The following is a 25,934-nucleotide window of genomic DNA, read 5'->3' as shown; positions in this document are numbered from 1 at the left end:
CATCGACTGGTGCACACCGCGGTCATCCGGGCGGCCACCTCGGTCCGGGTCCAGCCCGGACCCAGCGAGTGTCGACCCCCCGGACGGCTGCGTCGCCCGGCCGGACGGGCGCGCTCATCCCATCGGGTCACGCGCTGCGCCCTCTTTCGGCCGACGCACCTGTCCGCGGCGCTCGGGCAGGGAAGATCGCCACCGAGGGAGAGGAGGTCACTCGGTGCAGCCGAAGGACTATGTCAGCGCTGTCCACCGGTGCTGGGCGAGCGTCCTGGCGGCGGCAGCCGTCGGTGGCGGGGCGTCCTTCCTCCTGGCGTCCGTCTCCCCGCCCGTCTTCCACGCCGAGACCACCGTCTACGTCTCCGTGGACCGTGCCGAGACCCCCAGCACGCTCGGGTACAGCTCGCTGGTCGGCGAGCAACTGCTCCCCTCGCTCGCGGCAGCGGCCACCTCACCCGCCGTCCTGCAGTCGGTGATCGACGACCTCGAGCTGACTGCCGGACCCGGTGAGCTCGCCGACGCCGTCGACGTCGAGGTCCTCGACGACACGTCGGTGCTGCAGATCGGGGTGGACGCGGCCGACCCGGTCCAGGCCGAGCGCATCGCGACACGGGTGGGCGAGGAACTGGAGGAGCTCACCCCGACCCTGTACGCCGGGTCGGGAGGTTCCGTCCTCGACGTCACCACCATCTCCCCGGCACGAGAACCCCGGTATCGAGCGTCTCCGGACACCCGCCGCCTGACCGCCCTCGGGATCGTGCTGGGCGGCGGTACCGCCGTGCTGGCCGTCGGCCTGGCCGAGTCCCTCCGCCCCCGGGTGCGCACCGCCGGCGACGTCTCCGCGGCGACCGGGCTGCCCGTCCTCGCCGAGGTCCACCGCCGGGCCCGGAGGTGGCCGGTCGACCGGAGGACGGGGCGCGACGCGCGAGCGGCCAGCCTGGAGCGGGTCGCCGGGCTGCTCCGTGCGCTGCCGGAGCTCTCACCGGCCACCGACGCGCGGGTCGCCCTCGTCGGGACCGCGCCGGGATCGACAGAGCTGGCTCGAGACCTGGACCTGGCCGCCGTCCGCGGTGGTACGGCCGGGGTCGTGCACGTCCCGACGATCGGGGACGTCGCGCGCACCGGTACCGACCTCGCCGGGGTGCTGGTGGCTGTGGACAGCCGCCGGACCACCCGCCGCCAGCTGGAGCGGGTGGTGACAGCGTTGTCGACCGCTCCGGTCCCGCTCCTGGGCATCGTGCTCGACCGCCGACCTGCTCCGCGCGCCGGCCGGCGCGCCCGCATGGCTGCCGTGCTCCGCGGAGAGGACCTCCGGGCACCGCTCCGCTCGGTGGCCGGCGCGCCCCGTGAGGGGGTCACCCGCTCCACCCGGGTCACCGCCGTGGTCGCGCTGCTGGCCACCGGCCTCGCCCACGACCTCCCCGCCGCGACGAACACGACACTGCTCGCAGCAGTCGTCCTGCTGCCGGTGTGGATCGGGGTCCTCCGGCGATCCCGCGGCGCGATGCTGATCGCCGCGCTGGCCGGACTGTCCCTCCTGTCCGGCCTGCTGTTGGCCGGCTGGTCCAGCGTGGACCACGACTTCGCCCGGCGGGAGGCGGCCGAGACCAGCTTCCAGGTGCTCGCGGCCGTCGGTGCCATCGGGCTGCTCCTCTGGGCCCGCACCGTGCTCCCGTTCCCGGCCGTCGGCGTCGCCTACGGGGTCGGCCAGCTGGCGAGCGGGCTCATGGACGCGTCTGCGTCGGACAACCCCTACAAGTTCGAGCTCGCCCTGCCCCTGACCATCACCGTCCTCGCCCTGGCCAGTGCCCACCGACGCCCGGGGGTGACGATCGCCGCCCTGGCCGGCCTCGCCCTCCTCGACATCGTGCACGACGCGCGCAGCGCCTTCGGCTTCTGCGTCATGGCCGGTGCCCTCGTGCTGTGGCAGGCCCGGCCGACGACCGGACGACAGGCCAGGCCGCTGGCGACCGCGGGCCTGCTCGCGGCCATGGCCGTCGGCGCGTACAGCGCGATGCGCGAGCTGCTGGTCTCCGGCGCACTGGGCGCCGAGGTCCAGGCACGCACCATCACCCAGATCGAGCAGACCGGGACGCTGCTGCTCGGCGGCCGCCCGGAGTGGACGGCGACCTGGGCGCTCATGCACCAGCACCCGCTGGGCTTCGGGCTCGGCACCGTGCCCACCGCCGCCGACATCGCCCTGGCCAAGGCGGGCTTCGCCGTGACCCGCATCCCCACCGGCGAGGGGTACATCGAGAACTACATGTTCGCCGGCCGGTTCGAGCTGCACTCGATCGTGGCCGACCTCTGGTCGAACGCGGGTCCGGTCGGCCTGCTCCTCGGGCTGGTCATGGCCGCCCTGCTGATCCGCAGCTCCGCCCGGCTGCTGAGCCGGCGGGAGGCGTCGGGGCTGACGTGCTTCCTGCTGCTGATGGGCCTCTGGTACCTGGCCTTCGGTCCGCTCCCGGCCAACCTGCCCGACGTCGCGCTGGCGCTCGGCCTGGTGCTGCCGTTGCGGAGGACGCCGGGCCGCGCCGTCGAGGGCTCCGGCGCCGTCCTCCGGCCGAGCTCCGCGGACGGGACCGCCGAGGTCGAGCCTGCGCCCACACCCGTGCCCACTCGCCCGTAGTCACCGAGTTCCTCCGGCGCCCGTGGTGAGGCACCTCGACGGGAGCCCGCGAGCGCGGTGGGCACCATTCCCTCGGGAGAGTGGTGTCCACCCGCACGCACCTCGGTAATGGCGAATTCCCCATTACCTTCCTCCCGTGCCGATCGTGGGAGACGTCGACAGATCCGTTGACGGCCACCGGGTGAGACGGGAACTGCAGGCCCTGCGCGCGGTCGCCGTGACGCTGGTCGTCGTCTACCACCTCGAGCCACGCCTGCTGCCGGGCGGCTACGTCGGCGTCGACGTCTTCTTCGTCGTCTCCGGTTTCCTCATCACCCTGCACATCAGCCGCGGCCTCGCCGCCGACGCGCCGTTCTCCCTCCTCGGGTTCTACGCGCGACGCGTCCGGAGACTGTTGCCGGCCTCACTGACCGTGCTGCTGGTGGTCGGCGTGGTCACCCTGGTGGCGCTCCCGCAGACGCTCTGGAACACGATCGGCCGCGAACTGGTCAGCGCCGCCTTCTACGTGGAGAACTGGACGCTGGCCGCCACCTCGGTGGACTACCTGGCGGCAGGGTCGCACGCCAGTCCTGTCCAGCACTTCTGGTCGCTCTCCGTCGAGGAGCAGTTCTACGCGCTGTGGCCTCTGCTGCTCCTGGCCGCCAGCGTGCTGGGCGCAAAGCGCGGACGCGCACGTGGGGCCGTCATCGGGGCCGTGGCGGCGATCACGGTGATCTCGCTGGCCTACTCGGTCCACCAGACCCAGCAGAGCCCTTCGTGGGCCTACTTCGTCACGCCGACCCGCGCGTGGGAGTTCGGGCTGGGCGGGCTGGTCGCACTGACCGTGCCGGTCCTGCGGGCCCCCGCGTGGGCGAGGTCGGCGCTGAGCTGGACCGGTCTGACCGCGATCGCCGGCTCCGCCGCCCTGTTGTCCGGCGAGACCCCGTTCCCCGGGTTCATCGCCCTCGTCCCGGTGTTGGGCGCCCTTGCCGTCATCATGTCGGGGGACGTGCCCGGTCGCCATTCCCCGTCGCGGATCGGCAATCTCCGACCCGTCCAGTTCATCGGCGACATCTCCTACTCCGTCTATCTGTGGCACTGGCCGCTCATCGTGCTCGTCCCGGTGCTCGTCGGAGGCCCGAGCTACGAACTGCCCATCCCGCTCCGGGTCGCGGTCGTGGCCGCGGCCATCCCGATCGCCTGGCTGTCGAAGGAGTACGTGGAGGACCCGTTCCGCGGGGGTGGCCCCCGGCGCGGCGCAGCGCGCGCCGCAGTCCCGCGCGGGACGCGCCCGGTGCTGGTGGGCGCGGTCGCCGGGATGCTGGTCGTCGGTGGCCTGGGCGGCGTGGCGTTCGGTGTCAGCCAGGCCCGGATCGACAGCGCCCAGGCCGAGCTGACGCGCTTCACCGCTGCGGACCTGCCCTGCGTGGGCGCAGCCTCCCTGGAGGCCGGCTGTGCCGGCCGGACCCCGGACGGTGTGGTGCCGGACCCGATGATCGCCACCAGGGACGCCACCGAGCAGAACTGCCAGCAGGCTGCGGCCCGGGCAGAGGTCATCCGCTGTGAGTACGGCTCCGACGCCCCGTCGTCGACCCGGGTCGCCCTCGTCGGCGACTCGCACGCCAACCAGTGGATGCCGGCCCTCACCCGGATCGCCCAGGAGCGGGGCTGGCGTCTCGTGACCTACGTCAAGTCGGGGTGCGCCTACGCCGTCGGCCTGGGCTCGGCCAACTGCCAGGCGTTCAACCGGGAGGTGGCCGAACGGCTCAGGTCCGAGACCCCCGACGTGGTCATCACCTCCGCCAGGTCAGGGCTCGGCTACGGATCGCACGCGGACACCGCGGCCGCCGTGCGAGGCTTCGCGGCGGCGTGGGAGCCGCTGATCGCCGCCGGGACCCAGGTGTACGCGTTGGCCGACACCCCCGAGCCGGAGAAGGCCGGCCTGTCGGACCCGCCGAGCTGCGTGGCCAGCGGCGATACCTGCACCATCAGCGAAGCCCGGGCTCTCCCGGACGACGCACTGGTGATGGCGGCCGAGCGGACCGGCGCCGCCGTCGTCGACCTGCGGGACAGCTTCTGCTTCGACGGTCGGTGCCCTTCGGTGATCGGCGGCGTCCTCGTGTACCGCGACTCCAACCACATCACGTCGGTCTACGCGCGCTCGCTGAGCACGGTCCTGGGGCGTCACCTGGCGGGGTAGCGCGCCCGCCGGAGAGGTCAGTCCCGGCCGGGACGGAAGAGCCACCGGTCGGCGGCCAGCCGGCCGTCGACGTCCGGCAGGTCCGCCAGCACCGACCCGGCCGAGCGGCGGCGCCGCAGGGCACGACCGAGCGCCCTGGCGACGTCGGCCGTCGGCGCACCTGCGGCGACGACCTCGTGCCCGTGGCCGGCCAGCCAGTCCGCGAGCCCGGTCTCCTCCGTGGTCACCACCGTGCAGCCGTGGGACATCCCCTCGACGATCGGCAGCCCGACCTGCTCCCGCCACGTCGGCGTCCGCTGCGAGAGCAGCACGAGCACGGTTGCCTCCCGCAGCACGCGATGGATCTCCGCCCGTGGCGGCGCGACCACCACGTCGACTCCGGGCACCCGCTCCGCGAGCTCGCGCGCCACGTCCTCCATCGCCCCCTGCCCGACCAGCGAGAGCCGCGCCGTGGGCAGCTCGCGGACCACCTCCGGCCAGGCGGCCACCAGCTCCGAGAGCCCCTTGCGCGCGGAGAAGGCGCCGACGAAGACCACCTGATCGGGGTCCCGGTCCTCCGCCGCAGCACAGGCGCACGGAGCCGGCAGCGCCGGTACGACGGTGCTCGAGCAGGTGGCCAGCTCGGCCCCGAGCAACGACGCGTACAGCTCCGCGGACGCGCTGGTGCCGTACGCGATCCGGTCGAGCTGCCGGGCCGTGTAGCGGCTCAGCCCCCAGTCCAGCCGGGTGCGGACCCGCCGGCGCAGGCGCGCGGTGGGCTCGGGCGCGTAGTTGTCCCGGTTCTCGATCGCGTACGAGACGATCAGCACCTCGCGCCCGCGGACCCGGGCGGCCAGCCGGGCCGTGGTCACGGCCACCGCCGTCCGCCACAGGGCCGGGCGGAGCAACGGCTCGTTGACCTCCACGGCCAGCAGCCCGGACCGGGCGATGGTGACCGCCATCGCCAGCGTGCCGCCGCGGACCAGGTCCAGCCCGGCGGTCAGTGCGGGGTCGAGGTCGTAGCGCCACCTCCGGTGCAGGATCGAGGCCGGGGCCAGGGCGTGCGCACGCTCCAGGTGCGCGCTGCGCACCGAGTCGTACACGCGGGCCCGCTGATGCCTGGTCTTCCGCACGGTGAGTGATCGTAGGCGCACTGCCGGCGACGCCGACGCGGGCGACCGTGTCGCGGGCGCGCGGGGTGGCGGGGACGCGTCCACCGCGGACCGCGGCGTTAGAGTCGGCGCCGCGGTGCCGACGGTCGGGGCTGCGCCGGCAGCCGGCCTCGGGGTGGTGGGAGCGTCCGCGTGAGCGTACCGATCTGCGTGCTCCAGTCGTTCCCGGAGCCGCGCCCCACGACCAACCCCTACGTGGTGATGCTGCGGCGCAGTCTGACCGAGCAGCCGGACCTGCAGGTGCTGACGTTCACCTGGCGACGCGCGCTGCGGAGCCGCTACGACGTGTTCCACGTGCACTGGCCGGAGATCCTGGTGTCCGGACGCGACCGGACCAGGACGGTCGCCCGCCAGGCTGCGTTCGCCCTGCTGCTGCTCCGGCTCCGGGCCCGGTCGACGCCGGTGGTCGCCACCGTCCACAACCTGCGGCCCCAGGAGGGCCGCAGCCGCACGCAACGGTTCCTGCTGGGGCTGCTGGCGCGCCGCACGACCGTTCGGGTGCACCTCAACGAGCACACCCCGGCGCCGCCGGGAGCCGCGACGGTCACCGTCCTGCACGGTCACTACCGGGACTGGTTCGCGGCCCGGCCGACTCCTCCGGCCGAGCCGGACCGCGCGTGCTACGCCGGGTTCATCCGGCCGTACAAGAACGTGGCCGCGCTCATCCGGGCGTTCGGCGCGACCGCCGGGCAGGCACCCCAGGCTCGGCTGGCCGTCGCCGGTCAGCCGATGACGGAGGAGCTGGCCGACGAGCTGCGGGCCGCAGCCGCCGACGACGTCCGGGTCGAGTTGGCACTGGACTTCCTCAGCGACGAGGAGCTCGTGGCGACGGTCGGCCGGGCCAGCCTCGTCGTCCTCCCGTACCGGGAGATGCACAACTCCGGAGCCGCGCTCATGGCCCTCTCCCTGGACCGGCCGGTGCTCGTGCCGGACAACCAGGTGAACGAGCAGCTGGCCACCGAGGTCGGGGCCGACTGGGTGCTCCGCTACCGCGGCGAGCTCAGCGGCCCGGTGCTGCTGCAAGCCCTGTCGGACGCGCAGCGCATCCCGGCCGGCGCACGCCCCGACCTGAGCCGTCGGGAGTGGAGCCGAGCCGGCCAGGACCACGCTGCCGCGTACCGGCGTGCCCTGGGGCGGACGACGTCCTCCGGATGAGCGGCGACTCCACCGCAGAGGTCAGGAGCCGGCGACGGTGACGGCACCGGCCCTGCGGTACTCGTGGTAGACGACGCCGAACGACCCGGTGAGCATCCCGGCCCCTCGGCAGGCCGTCCGCAGGCCGCGGGCCCGGTGCGGAGCTGACCCGACGACGCACCCGAGCAGCCAGCGCGCCAGGCCGGCGACCAGCCGCGGAGCACCTCGGCGTGCACCACGCAGGCGTGCCCGGCTCCGTGCAGGGGCGCTCCCGGCCAGGACCAGGTCGACCCGGCTGGCCGAGTTGCCGGACCGGAACGCCCGGCGCAGCACCCACTCCCGGGTCATCCGTGAGCTGGGCACGGAGTCGGTGACCACCGCCTCGTCGCACCAGACGAGCCGGGCGCCCGAGGCAGCCAGCAGGCGGGTGAACAGGGTGTCGCTGCCCCCGCTCAACCCGAAGGCCGCATCGAAGCGGAGCCCGGCCGCGCGGACCGCGGCGACGTCCAGGAGCAGGTTGTTGGTCGCGGCGACGTCGATCACCGTGCCCGTGGCCAGCCTCCGCCGGCTGAAGAACGCGCCGTCGCGCACCCAGGGGTCCAGGGGCCCCTCGAAGGCCGAGACCACGGCACCCGCCACAGCGGCCGCCCCGGTCTCCTCCTGGGTGCGCAGCAGGTGCGCGAGCCATCCTGGCCGGGGCCGCTCGTCGTCGTCGATGAAGACGACGAAGGTGCACCCCTCGGCCTCGTCCAGCACGCGGTTGCGCGCCGCCGCGATCCCCGGGGTCGGCTCCACGACGTAGCGCACCAGGGCGGAGCCGAGCTCGTCGACGACTCCCCTGGCGCTGCCCTGCGGGTCGTTGTCGACGACCAGCACGCCCACGCGACGCTCCGGGCGGTCGACCTCGGCAGCCTGCTCGAGCAGGACGGGGAGCAGGGCGGCCAGGTCGTCCGGTCGGCGAAAGGTCAGCACGCCGATCAGCACCTCCACCCGGCTGTCGGGCAGGCTCCGTCCGCCGTCCGCACGGGTGGGCGCAGGGGTGGTGTCCGACGCGGTCATCGGCGTTCCTCTCCGGGGATCGTGATCAGGCGTGCGACCTCGGCGCGGTAGCGGGCCGGCGCGTGACGCGCGCGGGCCTGGCCGGCGTCGACCTGGGCGGCAGCGGCGAAGCGCGGCCAGGCAGCGATCACCCGCTGCACCGCATCAGCCCAGGCAGCGACGTCGCCCGGCGGCACCCCCTGCGCGGACGTGTGGCCGTCGATCGCCTCGGGGAGGCCACCGGCGGCGCTCACGATCACCGGCCGGGCGGCCAGGACCGCTTCGACCGCCGTGTTGCCGAACGGCTCCGGCAGCACGGACGGGACCAGGACGACGTCGGAGTCGCTCAGCACCGCCTGGACGTCGGGGACGAAGCCCAGGAAGTCGACCCGTGGGGCGGACTCCGCACGCTCCACCTGGGCCCGGAGGTCAGCCTCGAACCACTCGTACCCGGGGAACGTCGAGCCGGCCAGCGTGAGCCGGGCGTCCACGCCGCGCCGGGACAGTTCGGCGAGCACGGCGAGGGCGACCTGGGGCCCCTTGCGCGGCGACAGCCGCCCGACGAACAGCAGCCGGACCGGCGTCGACAGCCGGGGACGGGGAGGGACGGTGACCTCGGGACCGACGACCCCGTTGGGCACGACGACGGCCCGGCTCGCGGTGCGCGACAGCGAGGCGGCGAGCACGTCGCGGCTGTACCGGCTGTTCACCAGCACGCGCTGGGCGAACACCGCCGGCAGCGCCAGGGCCCGGCGCACCGGCGCCGGCGCACCGTCCTCGGCCTCGTGGACGTGCAGCGTGACGTGCCGGCCGACCAGCCGCGCCAGCATCGGCCAGAGCGGGATGGTGAGGGTGTTGACGTACACCGGCCCGGGGCCGGTGCGCCGCAGCAGCCGCCAGGCAGGCAGGAGCCCGGCCGCAGCGTCCGCCAGCAGCGCCGCAGCGCCTCGCGGGGTGGTCGCGCTCTTGCGCAGGACCGGCATCCGGCAGCGGACGACGGTCGCACCCGTCGCCTCCAGTTCGCCGACCAGTGGCCCGGCGACCGGGAGCGCGACCGTGACCCGCTCACCGCGGTCGACGAGCCCCGCGACCGACTCCACGAGCATGCGGTCGGAGCCGTAGAGCTCTGCGCCCGGGTGCACCACGAGCACCGAGGGGCCCGTACGGGCGGTGCGCCGCCGGCCCCGCAGGAGCGCGCCCGCAGCAAGGACCAGACCACTCGCGGACCCGCGGATCGCAGCCAGCGCCAGCGCCGGCTGGTGGAGCAGCTGGCGTCGTCCCCCACGCAGCAGGACCTCCCAGCTCACGGCCGGCGTCGCCCACATCCAGCGCAGCAGCTCACGGCGGGAGGACCACCGGGCAGCGAACAGCAGCCGGTTGCGGCAGTTGTAGCGGTAGTAGACCGCGGACTTGGCCCGGCCCGGCGTCGGCCCCTGCGTACCGCCTGCGTCGTGCACCGCCTCCAGGTCCGAGCGCACCACGAGAGCGCCCCCGGCCGCGCGACAGCGGTGGCTGAACTCCACGTCCTCCCAGTAGAGGAAGAAGGACTCGTCCAGTTCGCCGGCTCGGCGCAGCAGCTGGTCGTGGACCACCAGACACGCGCCGGTCACCCACTCCGTCGCCGGACCGCTCGGCCGCGTCCTCCCCGGCCCGGACGGCGTCGTCCCGGTGCGCCGGCCACGCAACCGGCCGCTGTCGGTGAACAGCTCGGCCCCGTCGAAGAACACCGTCCCGTCCGGGGCGACGATCCGGGGACTGATCAGCGCCATGGGCTCCCGGAGGCTGTGCCGTCGCAGCTCCCCGACCACCCCAGGAGCGACTGATGCGTCCGGGTTGAGCAGCAGGAAGGTGACGCAGCCCGCGGCTCGCGCGGCCCGGACGCCGGCGTTGACGCCGGCGCCGAAGCCCCGGTTGTCGGGGAGACCGACGAACGTCCAGCCGCGGGCACCCGCCAGTGCAGCGACGACCTCCCGCTCGGCGGCGGTGGAGAAGTTGTCCACCACGACGACGTGGACGGGCAACCCACCGAGGTCCATCGCGCCCAGGTGGGTCTCGAGCAGGTCGTGCGACCCGTAGTTGACGACCACGATGCCCAGCCGCCCCGCCGGGTCCGGGTCCTGCTCGGGGACACGCACGTCGGCACCCGCCGGGATGCTGCCCGGCGTCCTGTCCTCAGGCCCGTCCGTCACCGCGACCGCCCCTCCTCGTCGGCGACGGACACGCGGTCGGGCCGGTCGGCAGCCACTGCCGCCTCCGGCTCGGGCCCGGCCGGGGCCGCATCGCGCCCAGCGGCCCGCAGTGCCCGGCGGACGTACAGCAGGTTGCCCAGCACCTGGGAAGCGGCCACCCCGATGACCGAGCCGAGCACCGGACCGGCCGCTCCGAGCGGGCCGGCCAGCCACCACGACAGCCCGACGTTCAGTGGCAGCATCGCCACGATCATCAGCGCCTGGAAGCGGAGCCCGCGGGCATCGGTCATGTACATGCCCAGGGGGTACTTCGCCCCCTGGAGGACCATCAGCACCGCGAAGCTCCCGACCAGCAGGCCACCGAGCTCGATCCTGCCGCCAGAGGCCAGGTCGGCGAGGAACGGCGATGCCGCCGCGACCAGCACCGCCATCCCGGCGGCCAGCCCAGCGAAGGCCCAGGCCATCGGCACCGGGGAGTGACGGACGCCGCGAGCCCGGGCACGGGCGAACACCGGCCACAGCGTGACCCCGGCGGAGCTCACCACCGCCCAGATCGGTACGAACATCTGGGCGGCGAGGTTGTACTCGGCGAGCTCGCCGACTCCCGCGCGGTGACTGAGCACGATCCGGTCGCTCTGCATCGCGATCGGCAGCGCGATCATCTGCACCAGCATCGGCCAGGCGACGCCGAAGACCCGGGCACCGTGCTGGGTGCGGACGTGCCGTACCCGGCGCAGGACGTCGCGTGCTGCCGGTCGGATCGCTCGGGCCGCCACGATCGTGCAGACGATCGCGAGGACGAAGGTCGTGCCGTACGGGACGACCGCCATGGCCGAGCCGGCCGGGACCCCCACCCACAGGAACCCGACGAGCACGAGGAGGACCAGCGGCGTCTGCAGGCCGAACAGGGCGATGGACACGTGGTTGCGCCCCAGTCCGGACAGCACCCGCTGGCCGATGCCCATCGGCATGGCCACCGCGATGAACAGCAGGCAGGCCATCGCCGCCAGCGGGCCGGTGTCCGGCAGCAGCGCCGGCCCCAGCAGGGCCGGCCAGAGTCCCAGCAGCGTGACGGTCACGGCCACCGCCGAGAGCACAGCGGCCGATCCGATCAGCACGCGGACGGCGGTGAGCAGGACCGCCCGGACGTGGTCGTCGGTCCCCGGGGACCGGGCAGCACCGACGGCGTTCATCACCGCAGCCGACATCCCCAGGTCGGCGAACGGCAGCAGTGCCCCGAGGCCGACCAACAACCCGTACTGGGCGAAGGCCGCCTCGCCGTAGTTGTCGATGACCAGCCGGGTCACCACGATGCCGAGCAAGGCCGAGACCGGGAGAACCAGCAGTCGCATGCCTCCGCTGCGGACGATGCCGGCCCAGACGCTGCGCCCGTCCGCCCCGGTCTCGTCAGGCTGCGCAGCCGCTGCGGTGAGCTCCGGTCGCGGCCCGGGCGCCTGCAGTCGACTCACGCAGCCCGCCCTCCCCCACTGTCGACGTCCGCCGCCGGACGTGCTGCCGCGCGGCTGCGCCGCGGGTCGGTGGCCGTGGGCGCGCACGTCCAGGCTGCCAGCGCCGGGCGCCACCGACCCCTCTCCGGTGGGTGACCTCATCCGAAGAGGGGTGGTTGCCCGGCCGGGGCAGGCACGGGGCGACCCCGGGCCTGCCCCGGCGTCCTCACGCCGCGGCGGGCACCGTGCCGGCGGGGCCGGCCCAGAAGTCGTCGACGCGCATCCGCACCGGGACGACGGTGGCCGAACCCGACACGTAGGTCGAGACCCCGACCCCGCCGGCCGCCTGCAGCTCCGCGGTGTCGTCGGTGGCGTTGACCTGCCAGTCGACCGGCTCAGCCGTGCCGTCCACCCACACCTTGGCGCCCAGCGTGGTGGTGCCGCTGCCACTGACGTCCAACCGCACCCGCAGCACCGTGCCCGGCACGTACGTCAGGTCCGGAACGGTCACCGACCGCAACGTCGTCTCCTTGTTGGCCACCACCCGTGACACCCCGACCGTCACCCGGCCATCGGCCAGGAACTTCAGCACACCCCGGTAGAAGTTCGCCGGCGTCCGCCGTGCAGTGACATAGGCGTACGTCCCACCACCGGTGGGCGCCTGCTCCAGCGAGAACGTCGTCTCCAACGCCACGTCCTGCACCGACACCGAGTTCAGCCACACCGAGCTCGACCCACCGGCCTTGGGCACCTCCAGGACCGCCGCGCCCTCCGACACCGACGTCACCCCGCCGGAGACCCACCACGCACCCCCGGTCTCCGCCTGACCCAGCCCACTGGCCACCGTCCGCTCGAAACCGTCCACCGCCAGCGGCTCCCCCGCCGGGACCTCGGGAACCTCGGGGACCTCGGGGACCTCGGGGACCGGCGGCTCCGCCGGGGCCGACACCGTCACCGACTGTTCGACCCTGCCGGTGGCACCGTCGTCATCGGTCACCGTCAGCACGACCTGGTACACACCCGCCTCGGCATAGGTGTGCTCCACCGCCGCACCGGCACCACTCGCACCGTCACCGAAGTCCCAGTCGTAGGACGCCACCGACCCATCAGGATCAGCCGACCCCGCACCGTCGAACGACGCCACCAGCCCCACCACCGACGAACTGAACACCGCCGACGGCGCCACGTTCGCCGGTTCCGCCGGGACCTCCCCTGCGGCGGGCACCGTGCCGGCGGGGCCGGCCCAGAAGTCGTCGACGCGCATCCGCACCGGGACGACGGTGGCCGAACCCGACACGTAGGTCGAGACCCCGACCCCGCCGGCCGCCTGCAGCTCCGCGGTGTCGTCGGTGGCGTTGACCTGCCAGTCGACCGGCTCAGCCGTGCCGTCCACCCACACCTTGGCGCCCAGCGTGGTGGTGCCGCTGCCACTGACGTCCAACCGCACCCGCAGCACCGTGCCCGGCACGTACGTCAGGTCCGGAACGGTCACCGACCGCAACGTCGTCTCCTTGTTGGCCACCACCCGTGACACCCCGACCGTCACCCGGCCATCGGCCAGGAACTTCAGCACACCCCGGTAGAAGTTCGCCGGCGTCCGCCGTGCAGTGACATAGGCGTACGTCCCACCACCGGTGGGCGCCTGCTCCAGCGAGAACGTCGTCTCCAACGCCACGTCCTGCACCGACACCGAGTTCAGCCACACCGAGCTCGACCCACCGGCCTTGGGCACCTCCAGGACCGCCGCGCCCTCCGACACCGACGTCACCCCGCCGGAGACCCACCACGCACCCCCGGTCTCCGCCTGACCCAGCCCACTGGCCACCGTCCGCTCGAAACCGTCCACCGCCAGCGGCTCCCCCGCCGGGACCTCGGGAACCTCGGGGACCTCGGGGACCTCGGGGACCGGCGGCTCCGCCGGGGCCGACACCGTCACCGACTGTTCGACCCTGCCGGTGGCACCGTCGTCATCGGTCACCGTCAGCACGACCTGGTACACACCCGCCTCGGCATAGGTGTGCTCCACCGCCGCACCGGCACCACTCGCACCGTCACCGAAGTCCCAGTCGTAGGACGCCACCGACCCATCAGGATCAGCCGACCCCGCACCGTCGAACGACGCCACCAGCCCCACCACCGACGAACTGAACACCGCCGACGGCGCCACGTTCGCCGGCGGGGCGGTCACCGTGACGGCGCCGGTCTCCACCGACCGGGCACCGTCGTCGTCGGTCACCGTCAGTGTCACCGGGTAGGTGCCGGCGGCCGAGTAGGTGTGCGTCGTGGTGCGCCCGGTCGCCGTCGCGCCGTCGCCGAGGTCCCATGCGTAGGACGCGATGCTGCCGTCCCGGTCGGCCGAGGCCGAGCCGTCGAGGGTGGCGTCCAGGAAGGTCGCCGAGGAGGTGAACGACGCCACCGGGGCGACGTTGGTCGCCTTCCCCGTTGCCCCCAGCGTGTAGTGGCTGGTCACCACGTCGGCCGACAGGGCCGACGGGTAGACGGCCACCTCGTCGATGCGCCCGGTCAGGTACTTGCCGGTGCCGCCCCAGCTGCTGTCGCCGCCGATGCGCCAGTAGCCGCTGTAGGGCTGCCCCGTTGTGACCGCCGGGTTGGTGCCGATCAGCTCGCCGTCGAGGTAGAGGGCCATGCCGGCCGGGCTGAGGGAGGCCACGACATGGTGCCAGGCGCCGTTGTTGTAGCCGGCCGAGCTGCTGATCTTCTGCTCGCTGCCCGGGTACACCCCGAAGACGACCCGCCCTGCGCCGTCCAGGTAGACGTGCCGGTCGTAGCTGCTGCTGTCACCGGTGTTCCGGTTGCCGAACCCGACGACCTTCCCGCCGCTGCGGGAGGTGGTCTGGAACCATGCCTCGACGGCGAAGGTGTTGGGTCCGGGGATCGCCGTGGTGGTCGCGGCCAGGCCCTGGCCGCCGAAGCCGAAGGACGTGTCCGGGTCACCGCTGAGCGCACCCGGGTGGTTCAGGAACACCCGGGAGTTCACCGCCAGGTCAGACCCTCCGGCGTAGTCGTAGGCGATGGAACCGGAGCGCTCGCCGAGGGGCCAGTAGTCCTGGGCGCCGTCGGCGACGACCGCCTGGGCGTACGGCCGCGGCTCCGACGGACTGCCCGCCGTCACCTCGACCGACACCCACCCGGAGGTGACCTGGTTGCCCATCGGGTCGGTGACGCTGACGCGGTAGGTGTGCTCACCGCCGCTGAGGCCCGTGTCGACGAAGGCGAGCGACGTGGTGTTCCAGAAGGTCGACGCCCGGGTGACCTCGTGGACCGGGCTGGTGGTGTCGCCGTCGCGGTGGACGCGGTAGGTCAGGTTCTCGTTGTCCTGGTCGTGGCTCGTCGTCCAGCTGACCCGAGCGGTGCCGGCCGACAGGGCGACGACGGTCGGGGTGAGCCCCGTTGAGCTCGGGCCGACACGGTTGGGCGCGATCGAGGGGACGGCGAACCGGACCAGCCCCTGCTGCGCGGCCCCGTTGACCTTCGGGAACTCGCCGCCGTAGACGACGTACTGGTCGTTGCCGGTGACCGACCACCCTGCCTGCGACTGACCGGTGTACGTGCCGGCGGTGAACGTCGGGAACCAGGGCAGCAAGGACCCCGCCGGCTTGCCCATGAGGGTGCGCGCGTCGTCGATGGTGCCCGAGCCCACGGTGCCGGTGGCGACCGTGGTCACCGCGGTCGCGTACTGCTTGGTCTGCGGCTCCGTCTCGGGGAAGCCACCGATGTTGCTGCAGACGTGGGCGTGGGACGCCAGGTAGAGCGCGCCGTTGGCCGGGAAGCTGGAGTAGGTGTCGCCGTGGCAGTCGTTGATCGACGTCAGCACGCCACCGTCGGCGGTTGCGCCGAAGGAGCCCTCGAGGTTGCCGGGGCCGTAGTAGTCGTACCCGGTGCCGTAGACGTTGGTGCCGTCGGTGCTGAGGCTGTAGACGGCGGAGTTGACACCCTGGTTGGTGAGGAGCTGGCCGACCGCGAAGGGCCGCGTCGCGCCGGTCACCGGGTCCAGCGCACCGACGCCGGTCGACCGGGTGCCGTTGAGCGTGTCGAAACGTCCGGCCGCGACGACCTGGTCGCCCCCGCCGGTCACCACCAGCGCCAGGACGATGTTGCTCGTCTTGGCGTTCTGCGGGTTCTCGACGTACTGCCCGTTCGCGTCCCGGATCCGGGGCAGGTCGTTCCCGTCCGTCGAGCCGACACCGGGCACCGGCGCCCAGGGGAGCAGCGCGCCGTTGGACGCGGCCACCGCTGCCAGCCGCTCACGGCTGGCCGAGCCGATGGCCGTGAAGGACCCACCGACGTAGACGGTGTCGTCGGTGGCGGCGAGTGCGTACACCCGGGCGTTGAAGCTCGGGCGGAAGTTCGCGATGAGCTCACCGGTGGCGGTGCTGTAGGCAGCCACCCGGTAGCGGGTCTGGCCGTTGGCCTTGTCGAAGTCGCCGCCGACGTAGATGCGCGAGCCGTCTGGCGAGGCGGTCACCACCAGCGCCTTGCCGTTGAGGTCGGGGGCGAAGGAGGTGATGAGCTCCCCGCTCCGGATGTCGTAGGCCAGGAGGTTGTTCCGGACCGTCTCCTGCGTGCCGGCCGGCGCACCTGCTGGGCGCGCGGTGGAGAAGTCCCCGGCGACGTAGACGGTGTTGCCGACGACGACCTGCGACCAGGCGACACCGTTGATCTGGACGGTGGGCAGCGCATCGGCGGCGACCGTCGTGGGGGTGGCCGCTGCGGTGGGCTCCAGCGGAGCGGTGTCCGCGCGCGCCACCCCACCGGGCAGCAGGCCCCCGAGCACTCCTGCGAAGAGCAGGCTGCTCAGCAGTCCGGCGATCCACACCCGGCTGGGCGTCCTCGGTGTTGCGTCCATGCTCGTCGTCCCCGCTCGCGCTGAGTCAGTGCCCGGTCGGGCCAGCCGATACTAAGCGTGACGAAGGGTGGGTCACCAGGCTGCACCCGTCGCCTGATCGGGTGCTTTACCTGGGGTTTTGCACCCGGTCGACGGACTGCGGTGACGCAGGGTCACCCCTCAGGCGGATGCCCCGACCGTGGCCGGGGTCGGCAGCACGGCATCCGCCGACCGCCGTGCCCGCATCAGGGCGGCCGGCGGTCGGCGGTCGGCTGGACGAGGTCCTCGGGTCAGTCGACCGAGCCGGTGAAGACCAGGTAGGGAACCCCGGGGGCGTGACCGATCGCCACGGTCACCACGCCACGTCGATCGGCGGGGACCGAGAACACGTAGACCCCCTCGGCCGACGAGCCGGGTTCCAGCACGCCCGACAGCGGCGCTGCAGACGGGTCGTCCAGGGGCGAGGCAGGAAGTGCGTCGGCGGTGTACGCGAGGGAGACGACCGCCCCGTCCAGGACGATCTGTTCGGCGGTCCCGTTGGTGAGCCGCACCGTCACCGCCACCGCCGGACCGGCGACGTTGCCCGGGCCCGTGCCCTCGCCCTGGATCGCGCGGACGGCGGTGAGAGCGGCGGTCACGCCGTCGCCGACGGCGGCCGAGTCGGTCAGACCCACCGGCGGCAGACTGGGCGGGAGCTCGTCGCCGCCCTCTGTCGGGGCGGTGGCAGCCGGGGCGGCGCTGACCGTCGGCGGCACCGGAGCGGCCGACGAGGGACTCGCCGCCGAACCCGACGTGGCGCCGGCGCTCGACCGAGGGGCCGAGGTCTCTCCGGTCGCCTGGGCACCGCCGCCGTCGTCCCCACCGGTGAGGACGCCCCACAGCACGAGCGCCACCACCACCAGGACCGCCCCGGCGAGGACCAGCCGGCGCCGGCGTGGGGCGGTCCGGCCGGAGGTGCTGGCCGCATCGGTCGAGGGATCGCTCATCAGGTCAACCTGCCCATCTCTCGGAACCACCGGACGGCGGCGAGGGCCAGGAAGCCCGCCGTGACCGCCGCGAGCAACGCATAGGCCCAGAGGAACGCCGAGGGCGCCCCGAGCAGCAGGAAGACCAGGCAGAGCACCCCGTAGTCGGTGGGGGCGACCAGCAACGAACGCAGCACGCTGGGCCGCTCTCCGGTCGACGCCGCCCGGGTGCGGGCGCCGTGCTGGGCGCGCAGGGACTCGTTGAGCAGGGTGGCGAAGAACAACACCACCGACACGACCGAGAAGGCCAGCGGCAGCAGCAACCACGAGCTGCGCTCGACGTACTCGAAGCGGTACCAGCCGATCAGCAGCGCGAGGTGCAGGCTGGCGATCTTGAGCGCGTCCACCATGTGGTCCAGCCACTCCCCGGCCGGGGAGCCGCCGCCCCGCAGCCGCGCCAGCTGGCCGTCGGCGGAGTCGAAGGCGTACCCGACGACCAGCAGCAGCGCGACCGCCACGCCCATCGGCCAGGACGGGGGCACCAGCGCGAGCACGGCGATGCCGCCGAAGGTGCACACCGCGCTGATCCCGGTGACGGCGTTCGGGGTGAGCCGGGCGTGGAACGCCAGGGCGGCGAGCACCCGCCCCAGCCTCCGGTTCACGAACCGGGAGTAGGCCGGAGCACCCTGGGCGCCCTTCTGGGCCCCGGCCAACCGGCGGATCGTGTCGGTGATCGCCCCATCGGGACTGGCCACGGGGGGCGTCAGCGCGGTCACGACTGGGCCGTCCGCGCCGGCAGGACGTCCGCCGAGCCGGCGCCGGCCGCCGTGGGTCGTGCGACCGGCCGGACGGGCGCCCGGCGAGGTGAGGGAGCGCCGCCGCTCTGTGTCGCGGGGGCGAGCGCGCCCTGCGGCCACTCGTCGGTCCGGGTGCCGGCCGCCGGGCCGAGCCGGAGGCGGCGGCCGCTCGGGCGGGACCGCGGGAACTCGCGAGCGACCAACTTCCGGCACAGCTCCGCATAGCGGGACGCCACGTGGTCCCAGTCGTAGCGGGCGGCGAGCAGCCGTGCCCGCTTGCCCCGGCGGCGGAGCTTCTCGGGCTCGCGCTCGGCCTCGTGCAGTGCGGAGGTGACGTCGTCCGGCGTCCGGAAGTAGCGACCGCTGGACTCCAGCACCTCCCGGTTGAAGGAGACGTCGTAGGCGATCGTCGCCGCACCAGCACCGAGCGCCCGCAGCAGGGAGGGGTTGGTCCCGCCCACGGAGTGCCCGTGCAGGTACGTCGCGCAGTTCACGTACAGCTGGTCGAGGAGCTCCTGGTCCCAGACGCCACCGAGGAACCGGACCCGGTCGTCGGCGAGCGCGTGCACGCGGCGGGTGTAGTCGTCGGCGTAGGGCGCCGACCCGACCACCACGAGCGGCAGCTCGGCGTCACTGCGCCGGTAGCCGTCGACGATCACGTCGACGTGGTTCTCCGGCTCGAAGCGGGCGACGACGAGGTGGTAGCCGCCCGGTGCCAGGTCCACGGCCGGCAGCCGGTCGGACCCGGCGCCGTCGGTCTTCGGTGCGCCGTAGGCGATCTGCTCGGTCGGAGCCGCGAACTCGTCGCGGTAGTAGTCGGCGATGCCCTGCGCGTCGGCGATCAGGGCGTCGGACCAGCGGACCGACAGCGCCTCGACGACGCGGTAGTAGCGCTTGCCGATCCCACCCCACTTGGCGCGCTTCCACTCCAGGCCGTCGACGTGGGTGGCCACCGGGATGCAGGCCGCCCGCAGCAGCGGCAGCCAGGGCGCGTTGGCCGCGTTGAACACGATCGCGGCGTCGACCCGGTGGGTGAGCAGGTGCGCGACCGAGAGACCCGTGTGGCTCAGCGTCTCCAGCGACCGGCGGCGCAGCGCCGGCAGGTGCACCAGCCGCATGCCCAGGTGCGTCGCCGGCCGGGGTCCGCCGGTGGTGGTGCGGCAGTAGACGACGACGTCGTGGCCGGCCTCCACCAGGCGCCGGCCGACCTCCTCGACCGCGGTCTCGAAGCCGCCGTACCGCGCCGGCACGCCACGCGTCCCGACCAGGGCGATGCGAAGGGCGCCCGACCTCCTGGGTGGCATGGTCTCTGGCTCCGTTCCTCGGAGTCGGCGCCGGCCTCGGGGCGAGGGAGCGGCGACCGACCGACCTGCACGTGCTGGACGAGCCGTGCCGGCCGTCCAGCACCGACCCTCCCCCGATCACGGAGTGGCGTCGCGCTTCGCAGCAGTGCGCTCACCCGGACGGAGGACGCCGGAGCTCGTCCGTGGCTGCCCGTTGCGCGCCCGCGGCTCAGTAGGCGCCGGACGCCGAGACGACGGCGCGTGCGGTCTTCCAGAGGATCTGCACGTCCAGGGCGAGCGACCAGTTCTCCACGTAGCGGAGGTCCAGCCGGACGGCCTCCTCCCACGGCAGGTCGCTGCGCCCGGAGATCTGCCACAGGCCGGTCAGGCCCGGCTTCACCAGCAACCGGCGACTGACCGAGGTGTCGTAGCGGGCGACCTCGTCGGGCAGCGGCGGACGCGGCCCGACGAGCGACATGCCGCCGGTGAGCACGTTGACCAGCTGGGGCAGCTCGTCGAGGGAGAGCCGGCGCATCCAGCGGCCGACCGGCGTCACCCGCGGGTCCTGCCGGATCTTGAACAGCAGCCCGTCGGCCTCGTTGCCGGCCGCCAGCCCGGCGACCTGCTGGTCGGCACCGACGACCATGCTGCGGAACTTGAGCATCGTGAAGTGCTGGCCACCGAGCCCGACCCGCTGCTGCCGGTAGAGGACCGGCCCGGGACCGGACAGCCGGACCGCCAGGGCGAGCGCAGCCAGGACCGGCGCGAGCAGCAGCAGCGCGACGGAGGCGACCGACCGGTCGAGGGCCGCCTTCAGCACCCGGCGCCAGCCCTCGAACCGGGGCTGCTCCACCGAGAGGAGGGGCAGCCCGTCGAAGGGCCGGATGTGCAGGCGCGGTCCGGCCACCTCGACCAGCCCGGGGGCCACGAGCAGCTCCAGCCCGGTGCCCTCGAGCTGCCAGGACAGGACCCGCAGGTACTGGGACGACGTCTCACTGGCGGAGGTGACGGCGATCGTGTCGGCCTCGACCCGGCCGGCGAGCTCGAGGACGTCCTCCAGGCCCGCCACCGGCAGGTCGGTCACCCGCGCGACCCGGCTGCGGTCGTCCGGCGTCACGCAGACGCCGACGACGTCCAGTCCGGCGTGCCGGGTGCGGTGCAGCCGGTCGACGAGGTCCAGCACCGCGCCGCCGCGGCCGACGACCACCACGCGCTTGACGCAGCGCCCGCGCATCCGCTGACGGTGCAGCAGGCGCCGTGCGGCGTAGCGCTCGACCAGCGTCGCCGTCGTGAGCGCCGGGACGGCGAGCACCACCAGCGCACGGCTGAGGTCGAGCTCGGCCGCGTAGCTGACGAAGCCCATCCCGGCCAGCAGCAGCAAGCCGGCCCGGCCGACGCGACGGAACTCGTCGCTGCCCACCCCGAACCAGCGCTCCTCGTAGGCGCCGGTGACCGCGAGCAGCGCCGGCCAGGCGAGGACCAGGCTCAGCCCGGCCCAGAACAGGACGCTGCCCACGACCGGCCCGTCGTGGGCGAGGAGGACCACGGCCGCCGCCGACGCCGCGATCAGCGCCTCACCGAGGACCAGGCCGGCACGGTGCCGCCGGGCCCAGCGGGCGGCGCCCCGGGCGGGAGCGGTGGTGTCCGGGACGCGCTCGACGGCCGTGAGCGACGGGGCCGCCGCCGACGGCAGGTGACCGAGGGTGTCGGTCGGTTCCGCACGTTCGAGCAGCATGGGGCCCCCAGGTTCTCCGCAGTGATCGCGCACAGTTCGCTGGCGACACACAGGAGTGGCTCGTAGCCGGGGCGGACCCGGACGAGCCGCTGCACTGGTGACGCTCAGCAACCATCACAGGCGGTGACGAGCTGGGGCAACGCGGACGGGGTGGCGTCACCCGTTGGGACCGGGACCACGGCCGTGACCACCCGTCCGGGCGACGGTGCGTACCGACGGTGGTCAGCTACGGGGGTGGACGACGTTCTGCGCAGCCTCCAGACCGCGTTCGAGCAGCAGCTCGGTGGCGTCGGCCGCCTCGCCGATGAACAGCTCGAGCGTCTTGCGCTCGGTCGCCGAGAAGTCCTTGAGGACGTAGTCGGCGGGGTCCTGCCGACCGGGCGGCCGGCCGATCCCCGCCCGGACCCGCAGGTAGTCGCGGGTGCCGGTGGAGCGGGAGATGGAGCGCAGACCGTTGTGCCCGCCCTCCCCGCCACCGCGCTTGAGCCGCACCACCTCGAAGTCGAGGTCGAGCTCGTCGTGCACCACGACCAGGTCGGTGGGAGGCAGGTGGTGGTAGTCGAGCAGCCCGCGGACCGGGCCGCCGGACTCGTTCATGTAGCTGGACGGCACCGCCAGCACCACCCGCCGGTCGGCGAGCCGGCCCTCCCCGGACAGCGACCGGGCCCGGGGCCCCTTGCCGGGCGACAACCTGACGCCGGCCCGGGCAGCGAGCTCGGCCAGCACCATCGCCCCGACGTTGTGCCGGTTGCCGGCGTAGCCGGGGCCGGGGTTTCCCAGCCCGACCACCAGGAACGGCCCCTCCGACACCGGGGGTGCGGGGGCGGGCGCGGGAGACGCCGCAGGGGCGCCGGCGGTGCCGGCGCCCCTGCGGGTCGTGCTCTCGGTCAGCGGACCGGTCAGGCGTCGCTGGACTTCTCGGCGGAGTCCATCGACTCGCCGCTGCCCTGGTCCTGCGGCTCGGGGACGACGTCGCCGTCGGCGTCGGACTCCTCGCGCTCGATGCCGGCCTCGGCCTCGGCCTCTTCCAGCTCGGCCTCCAGCTCGGCGGCGGTCGGCGCACCCAGGAAGCCGATGACCAGCGCCTCCGGGTCGGTGATCAGCGTCGCGCCGGCCGGCAGCGGCAGGTCGCCGGCGGTGATGCCGTTGCCCGCGGTGCGGCCGGTGATGTCGACCTCGATCGTCTCCGGCAGGTCGGTGGCGTCGGCCTCGACGAGGACGCTGTTCAGCTGGTGGTTGCTGATCGTGTCCGGGGCCGGCTCGCCGACGATCAGGACGCGGACCTCGACGGTGGTCTTCTCACCGCGGCGGACCAGCAGCAGGTCGACGTGCTCGTGGATGCGGGTGATCGGGTCCCGCTGGATCGCCTTGGTCAACGCCAGCTGGTCCTTGCCGTCCATCTCGATGGTCAGCAGCACGTTGGTGCCGCCGTTGCGCAGGGCCGCGGCGAACTCGCGGGCCGGCAGCGACAGGTGGACGACGTCCTGGCCGTGCCCGTACAGGACGGCGGGGACGCGGCCCTCGCGACGGGTACGGCGGGCACTGCCCTTGCCGAACTCGGTGCGGGGCTCGGCGGCGAGGCGGAATTCAGCCACGGTGGTGTGCTCCTCAACAGGTGGATCGGGTCTGTGTGCTCAGCGCACGAGCGCGGCACACCCCTGGAGGGCAGACGCACGTCGATCACGGAGTCGGAGAACCGCTCCCTCGCCGGGCAACTCCACGAGCGTACCTGAGCGCCCGAGCGTCAGAGACGAGCACCTGGGTGGGGACGCACCAACGCCACCAGCCGGAGAGGAACGAACGCCACCAGCGGTGGGAACCCCGGACCCATCGCCCGCAGGGCGTCTGCTGATCCCGGCGCGGGGCCGAAGGCTCCCGCCGGGATCAGCAGGTGGGTCCGTCCGCGGGGTCGGCACGGGGCCCGGAGGGTCCCTGCCGCCCCCGCGGGAAACGGCTCAACTCACGTCGGGAACGCCTCCTGGCCGCGATGCGGCCCAGAGGGTCGCAATTTAACTCGCCCCACCGAACAAGCTCGTCACCGAACCGTCCTCGAAGACCTCCTTGATCGCCCGGCCGAGCAGGGGGGCGATGGAGAGCACGGTCAGCTTGTCGAACCGACGCTCGGGCTCGATGGGGAGCGTGTTGGTGATGATCACCTCGCTGACCCGGCTGTTCTTCAGGCGGTCGACCGCGGGCCCGGAGAGCACCCCGTGGGTGGCGGCGATGATGACGTCGGCGGCGCCGGCCTCGAACAGCGTCTCGGCGGCCTTGGCGATCGTGCCGCCGGTGTCGATCATGTCGTCGACCAGGATGCAGACGCGGCCCTCGACCTCACCGACGACCCGGTTGGCGACGACCTCGTTGGGCCGGGTGACGTCGCGGGTCTTGTGGATGAAGGCCAGCGGGGTGCCACCGAGCTTGTCGCTCCACCGCTCGGAGACGCGGACGCGGCCGGAGTCCGGGGAGACGACGGTGAGGTCGCAGTGGCCCCACTTGCGCTTGACCTCCTCGATGAGGAGGTCCATGGCGAAGAGGTGGTCGACCGGGCCGTCGAAGAAGCCCTGGATCTGGGCGGTGTGCAGGTCGACGGTCATCAGCCGGTCGGCTCCGGCGGTCTTGAACATGTCGGCGACCAGCCGGGCGGAGATCGGTTCGCGGCCGCGGTGCTTCTTGTCCTGCCGGGCGTAGGGGAAGAACGGGGCGACGACGGTGATCCGCTTGGCCGAGGCGCGCTTCAGCGCGTCGACCATGATCAGCTGCTCCATGAGCCAGGTGTTGATCGGTGCGGTGTGGCTCTGCACCACGAAGGCGTCGCAGCCGCGCACCGACTCCTCGAACCGCACGAAGAGCTCACCGTTGGCGAACTCGTAGGACGAGGTGGGGGTGGGGGTGACGCCGAGGTGCCCGGCGATCTCCATCGTCAGCTCGGGGTAGGCCCGGCCGGAGAAGAGCATCAGGCTCTTGTTGGTGGTCTGCCTGATCGCGCTCATGATCGCCCCTGCTGGTCGTCGTCCGTCGCGGCCGGGGGCCGGTCCGCGGACTCGGTGGTCCGTGTGTCGGTGGCTGCGGCGGCCGCTGCGTCGTCGGCCGCTGCTGCTGCTTCTGCGCCGGGGGTGCCCGGACGGCGCCGCGCGACCCAGCCTGCCACATTGCGCTGGCGGGCCCGGGCGACGCCCATGGCCCCGGGCGGGACGTCGGTGGTGATCACGGAACCGGCTGCGGTGTAGGCGCCGTCCCCCACGGTGACCGGCGCCACGAGCATGGTGTCCGACCCGATCCGCACGTGGTCGCCGACCGTGGTGCGGTGCTTGTCGACGCCGTCGTAGTTGACGAACACCGTCGCCGCGCCGATGTTGCTGTGGTCCCCGATGGTCGCGTCGCCGACGTAGGACAGGTGCGGCACCTTGGAGCCCTCGCCGAGCTGGACGTTCTTGGTCTCGACGTAGGCCCCCACCTTCGCCGCGCGGCCGAGCCGGGTGCCCGGGCGGAGGTAGCTGAACGGGCCGACGGTCGCCGCCGGGCCGATCTCGGCCAGCTGGACGTGCGACCGGACCACTGACGCCCCCTCCCCCACCTCGGTGTCGACGAGCGTGCTGTCCGGGCCGACGACCGCGCCGGCACCGACGGTGGTCGCGCCGAGCAGTTGCGTGCCGGGGTGCAGGACGACCTCCGCCGCCACCTCGACGGTCACGTCGACCCAGGTGGTCTGCGGGTCCACCACGACCACCCCGGCCCGCATGAGGTCGTCGAGCACCCGGTCGTTCATCGTGCGGCGCCGGGCGGCCAGCTCACGCTGGTCGTTGCAGCCCAGGGTGTCGTCGGGGTCGGCCGCACGGTGCCCGCCGACCGGGGCACCGTCGGCCACCAGCAGGCCGAGGACGTCGGTCAGGTACTGCTCCCCCTGGTCGTTGGCGGCCCCGACCCTGGTCAGCGCCTCCCGGACGGCGGCGGCGTCGCCGATGTACACCCCGGCGTTGACCTCGCGGATCGCGCGCTGGGCGTCGTCGGCGTCCCGCTCCTCGACGATCGCCCGCACCGCGCCGCCGGCGTCCCGGACGATCCGCCCCAGGCCGGTCGGGTCGGCCACCTCGGCGGTGAGCACGGTCAGCACGTCGCCGGCCTGCTGGTGCGCCCGGACCAGTGCGGTCAGCGTCTCCTCGCGCAGCAGCGGCGCGTCCCCGTTGAGGATCAGCACCGCACCCGCGACCTCCGTGAGCGCGTCCAGCGCGACCGCCGCGGCGTGCCCGGAGCCCAGCTGCTCCTCCTGCACCACCGGCAGCGCCTCCGGCGCGACCGCGCTGAGGTGCTCGGCCACCGCCTCCCGCCCGGATCCGACGACGACGACGGTCTGGGCGGCCAGCAGGGGGGCGGCCGCCGCCAACACGTGCCCCAGCAGCGAGCGGCCGCCGATCGGGTGCAGCACCTTGGGCATGCGCGACCGCATCCGCGTGCCCTGCCCGGCGGCGAGGACGACGACGGCGCCGACGGCGCCGTCCGTGGTGGGGGTGTCCTGCAGGGTCACGGAACGAACTCCTCGCGATGGCGA

16 protein-coding genes are annotated in these 25,934 nt (G+C 73.6%); 3 read left to right on the top strand and 13 right to left on the bottom strand.

What is annotated here, in order from left to right; all coding sequences use genetic code 11:
• Positions 1-214: 214 nt before the first annotated feature.
• Together O2V63_RS02025 and O2V63_RS02020 are read left to right on the top strand one after the other, a co-directional pair.
• Positions 215-2,623 (top strand): hypothetical protein, encoded by a 2,409-nt coding sequence (locus tag O2V63_RS02025; protein WP_269165903.1) that lies wholly within the window; start codon positions 215-217, stop codon positions 2,621-2,623.
• A 181-nt stretch (positions 2,624-2,804) separates the two neighbouring features.
• Entirely contained in the window at positions 2,805-4,802 is a 1,998-nt protein-coding gene (locus O2V63_RS02020) for an acyltransferase family protein (RefSeq protein WP_269165902.1), read from the top strand.
• A gap of 17 nt (positions 4,803-4,819) precedes the next feature.
• On the opposite strand, the gene O2V63_RS02015 is transcribed toward O2V63_RS02020, so the two are convergent.
• Positions 4,820-5,914 (bottom strand): glycosyltransferase family 4 protein, encoded by a 1,095-nt coding sequence (locus O2V63_RS02015; RefSeq protein WP_269165901.1) that lies wholly within the window; start codon positions 5,912-5,914, stop codon positions 4,820-4,822.
• A gap of 171 nt (positions 5,915-6,085) precedes the next feature.
• On the opposite strand from O2V63_RS02015, the gene O2V63_RS02010 reads away from it, so the two are divergent.
• Complete coding sequence (locus O2V63_RS02010) at positions 6,086-7,108, top strand: glycosyltransferase (RefSeq protein WP_269165900.1); 1,023 nt, start codon at positions 6,086-6,088, stop codon at positions 7,106-7,108.
• Positions 7,109-7,129: 21 nt separating this feature from the next.
• On the opposite strand, the gene O2V63_RS02005 is transcribed toward O2V63_RS02010, so the two are convergent.
• From O2V63_RS02005 to glmU, 12 genes are all read right to left on the bottom strand, one after another.
• Complete coding sequence (locus tag O2V63_RS02005; RefSeq protein WP_269165899.1) at positions 7,130-8,146, bottom strand: glycosyltransferase family 2 protein; 1,017 nt, start codon at positions 8,144-8,146, stop codon at positions 7,130-7,132.
• Positions 8,143-10,260, bottom strand: coding sequence for a glycosyltransferase (locus O2V63_RS02000; protein WP_269165898.1), 2,118 nt, complete (start codon positions 10,258-10,260; stop codon positions 8,143-8,145). The genes O2V63_RS02005 and O2V63_RS02000 overlap by 4 nt, the downstream gene beginning before the upstream one ends.
• Positions 10,261-10,310: 50 nt before the next feature.
• Positions 10,311-11,783, bottom strand: coding sequence for a lipopolysaccharide biosynthesis protein (locus O2V63_RS01995; protein WP_269165897.1), 1,473 nt, complete (start codon positions 11,781-11,783; stop codon positions 10,311-10,313).
• Between the two features lie 205 nt (positions 11,784-11,988).
• Complete coding sequence (locus O2V63_RS01990; protein WP_269165896.1) at positions 11,989-16,629, bottom strand: PKD domain-containing protein; 4,641 nt, start codon at positions 16,627-16,629, stop codon at positions 11,989-11,991.
• Between the two features lie 269 nt (positions 16,630-16,898).
• Positions 16,899-17,594, bottom strand: a complete 696-nt coding sequence (locus tag O2V63_RS01985) for a hypothetical protein (RefSeq protein WP_269165895.1) — start codon at positions 17,592-17,594, stop codon at positions 16,899-16,901.
• The gene (locus O2V63_RS01980) at positions 17,594-18,328 is read right to left on the bottom strand and encodes a CDP-alcohol phosphatidyltransferase family protein (RefSeq protein WP_269165894.1); all 735 of its coding nucleotides are present in this window, start codon (positions 18,326-18,328) and stop codon (positions 17,594-17,596) included. Before O2V63_RS01980 ends, O2V63_RS01985 begins: the two co-directional genes overlap by 1 nt.
• A gap of 17 nt (positions 18,329-18,345) precedes the next feature.
• A complete protein-coding gene (locus O2V63_RS01975; RefSeq protein ID WP_269165893.1) occupies positions 18,346-19,620 on the bottom strand; it encodes a glycosyltransferase in 1,275 nt (424 codons plus the stop codon).
• 262 nt (positions 19,621-19,882) lie between these two features.
• The gene (locus O2V63_RS01970) at positions 19,883-21,388 is read right to left on the bottom strand and encodes a sugar transferase (protein ID WP_269165892.1); all 1,506 of its coding nucleotides are present in this window, start codon (positions 21,386-21,388) and stop codon (positions 19,883-19,885) included.
• A 222-nt stretch (positions 21,389-21,610) separates the two neighbouring features.
• On the bottom strand, positions 21,611-22,198 hold the full coding sequence (gene pth / locus O2V63_RS01965; protein WP_269165891.1) for an aminoacyl-tRNA hydrolase: 588 nt from the start codon (positions 22,196-22,198) through the stop codon (positions 21,611-21,613).
• Positions 22,199-22,287: 89 nt separating this feature from the next.
• Positions 22,288-22,983, bottom strand: coding sequence for a 50S ribosomal protein L25/general stress protein Ctc (locus O2V63_RS01960; protein ID WP_269165890.1), 696 nt, complete (start codon positions 22,981-22,983; stop codon positions 22,288-22,290).
• 414 nt (positions 22,984-23,397) lie between these two features.
• Positions 23,398-24,378 carry a ribose-phosphate diphosphokinase gene (locus O2V63_RS01955; protein ID WP_269165889.1) on the bottom strand — a complete coding sequence of 327 codons (981 nt, stop codon included), beginning with the start codon at positions 24,376-24,378 and terminating at the stop codon, positions 23,398-23,400.
• Positions 24,375-25,910 carry a bifunctional UDP-N-acetylglucosamine diphosphorylase/glucosamine-1-phosphate N-acetyltransferase GlmU gene (gene glmU, locus O2V63_RS01950; protein ID WP_269165888.1) on the bottom strand — a complete coding sequence of 512 codons (1,536 nt, stop codon included), beginning with the start codon at positions 25,908-25,910 and terminating at the stop codon, positions 24,375-24,377. The genes O2V63_RS01955 and glmU overlap by 4 nt, the downstream gene beginning before the upstream one ends.
• Positions 25,911-25,934 lie beyond the last annotated feature (24 nt).

Source organism: Modestobacter sp. VKM Ac-2977 (assembly GCF_026968045.1).
GTDB lineage: Bacteria > Actinomycetota > Actinomycetes > Mycobacteriales > Geodermatophilaceae > Modestobacter.
This window is presented reverse-complemented; position numbering and strand designations above follow the sequence as displayed.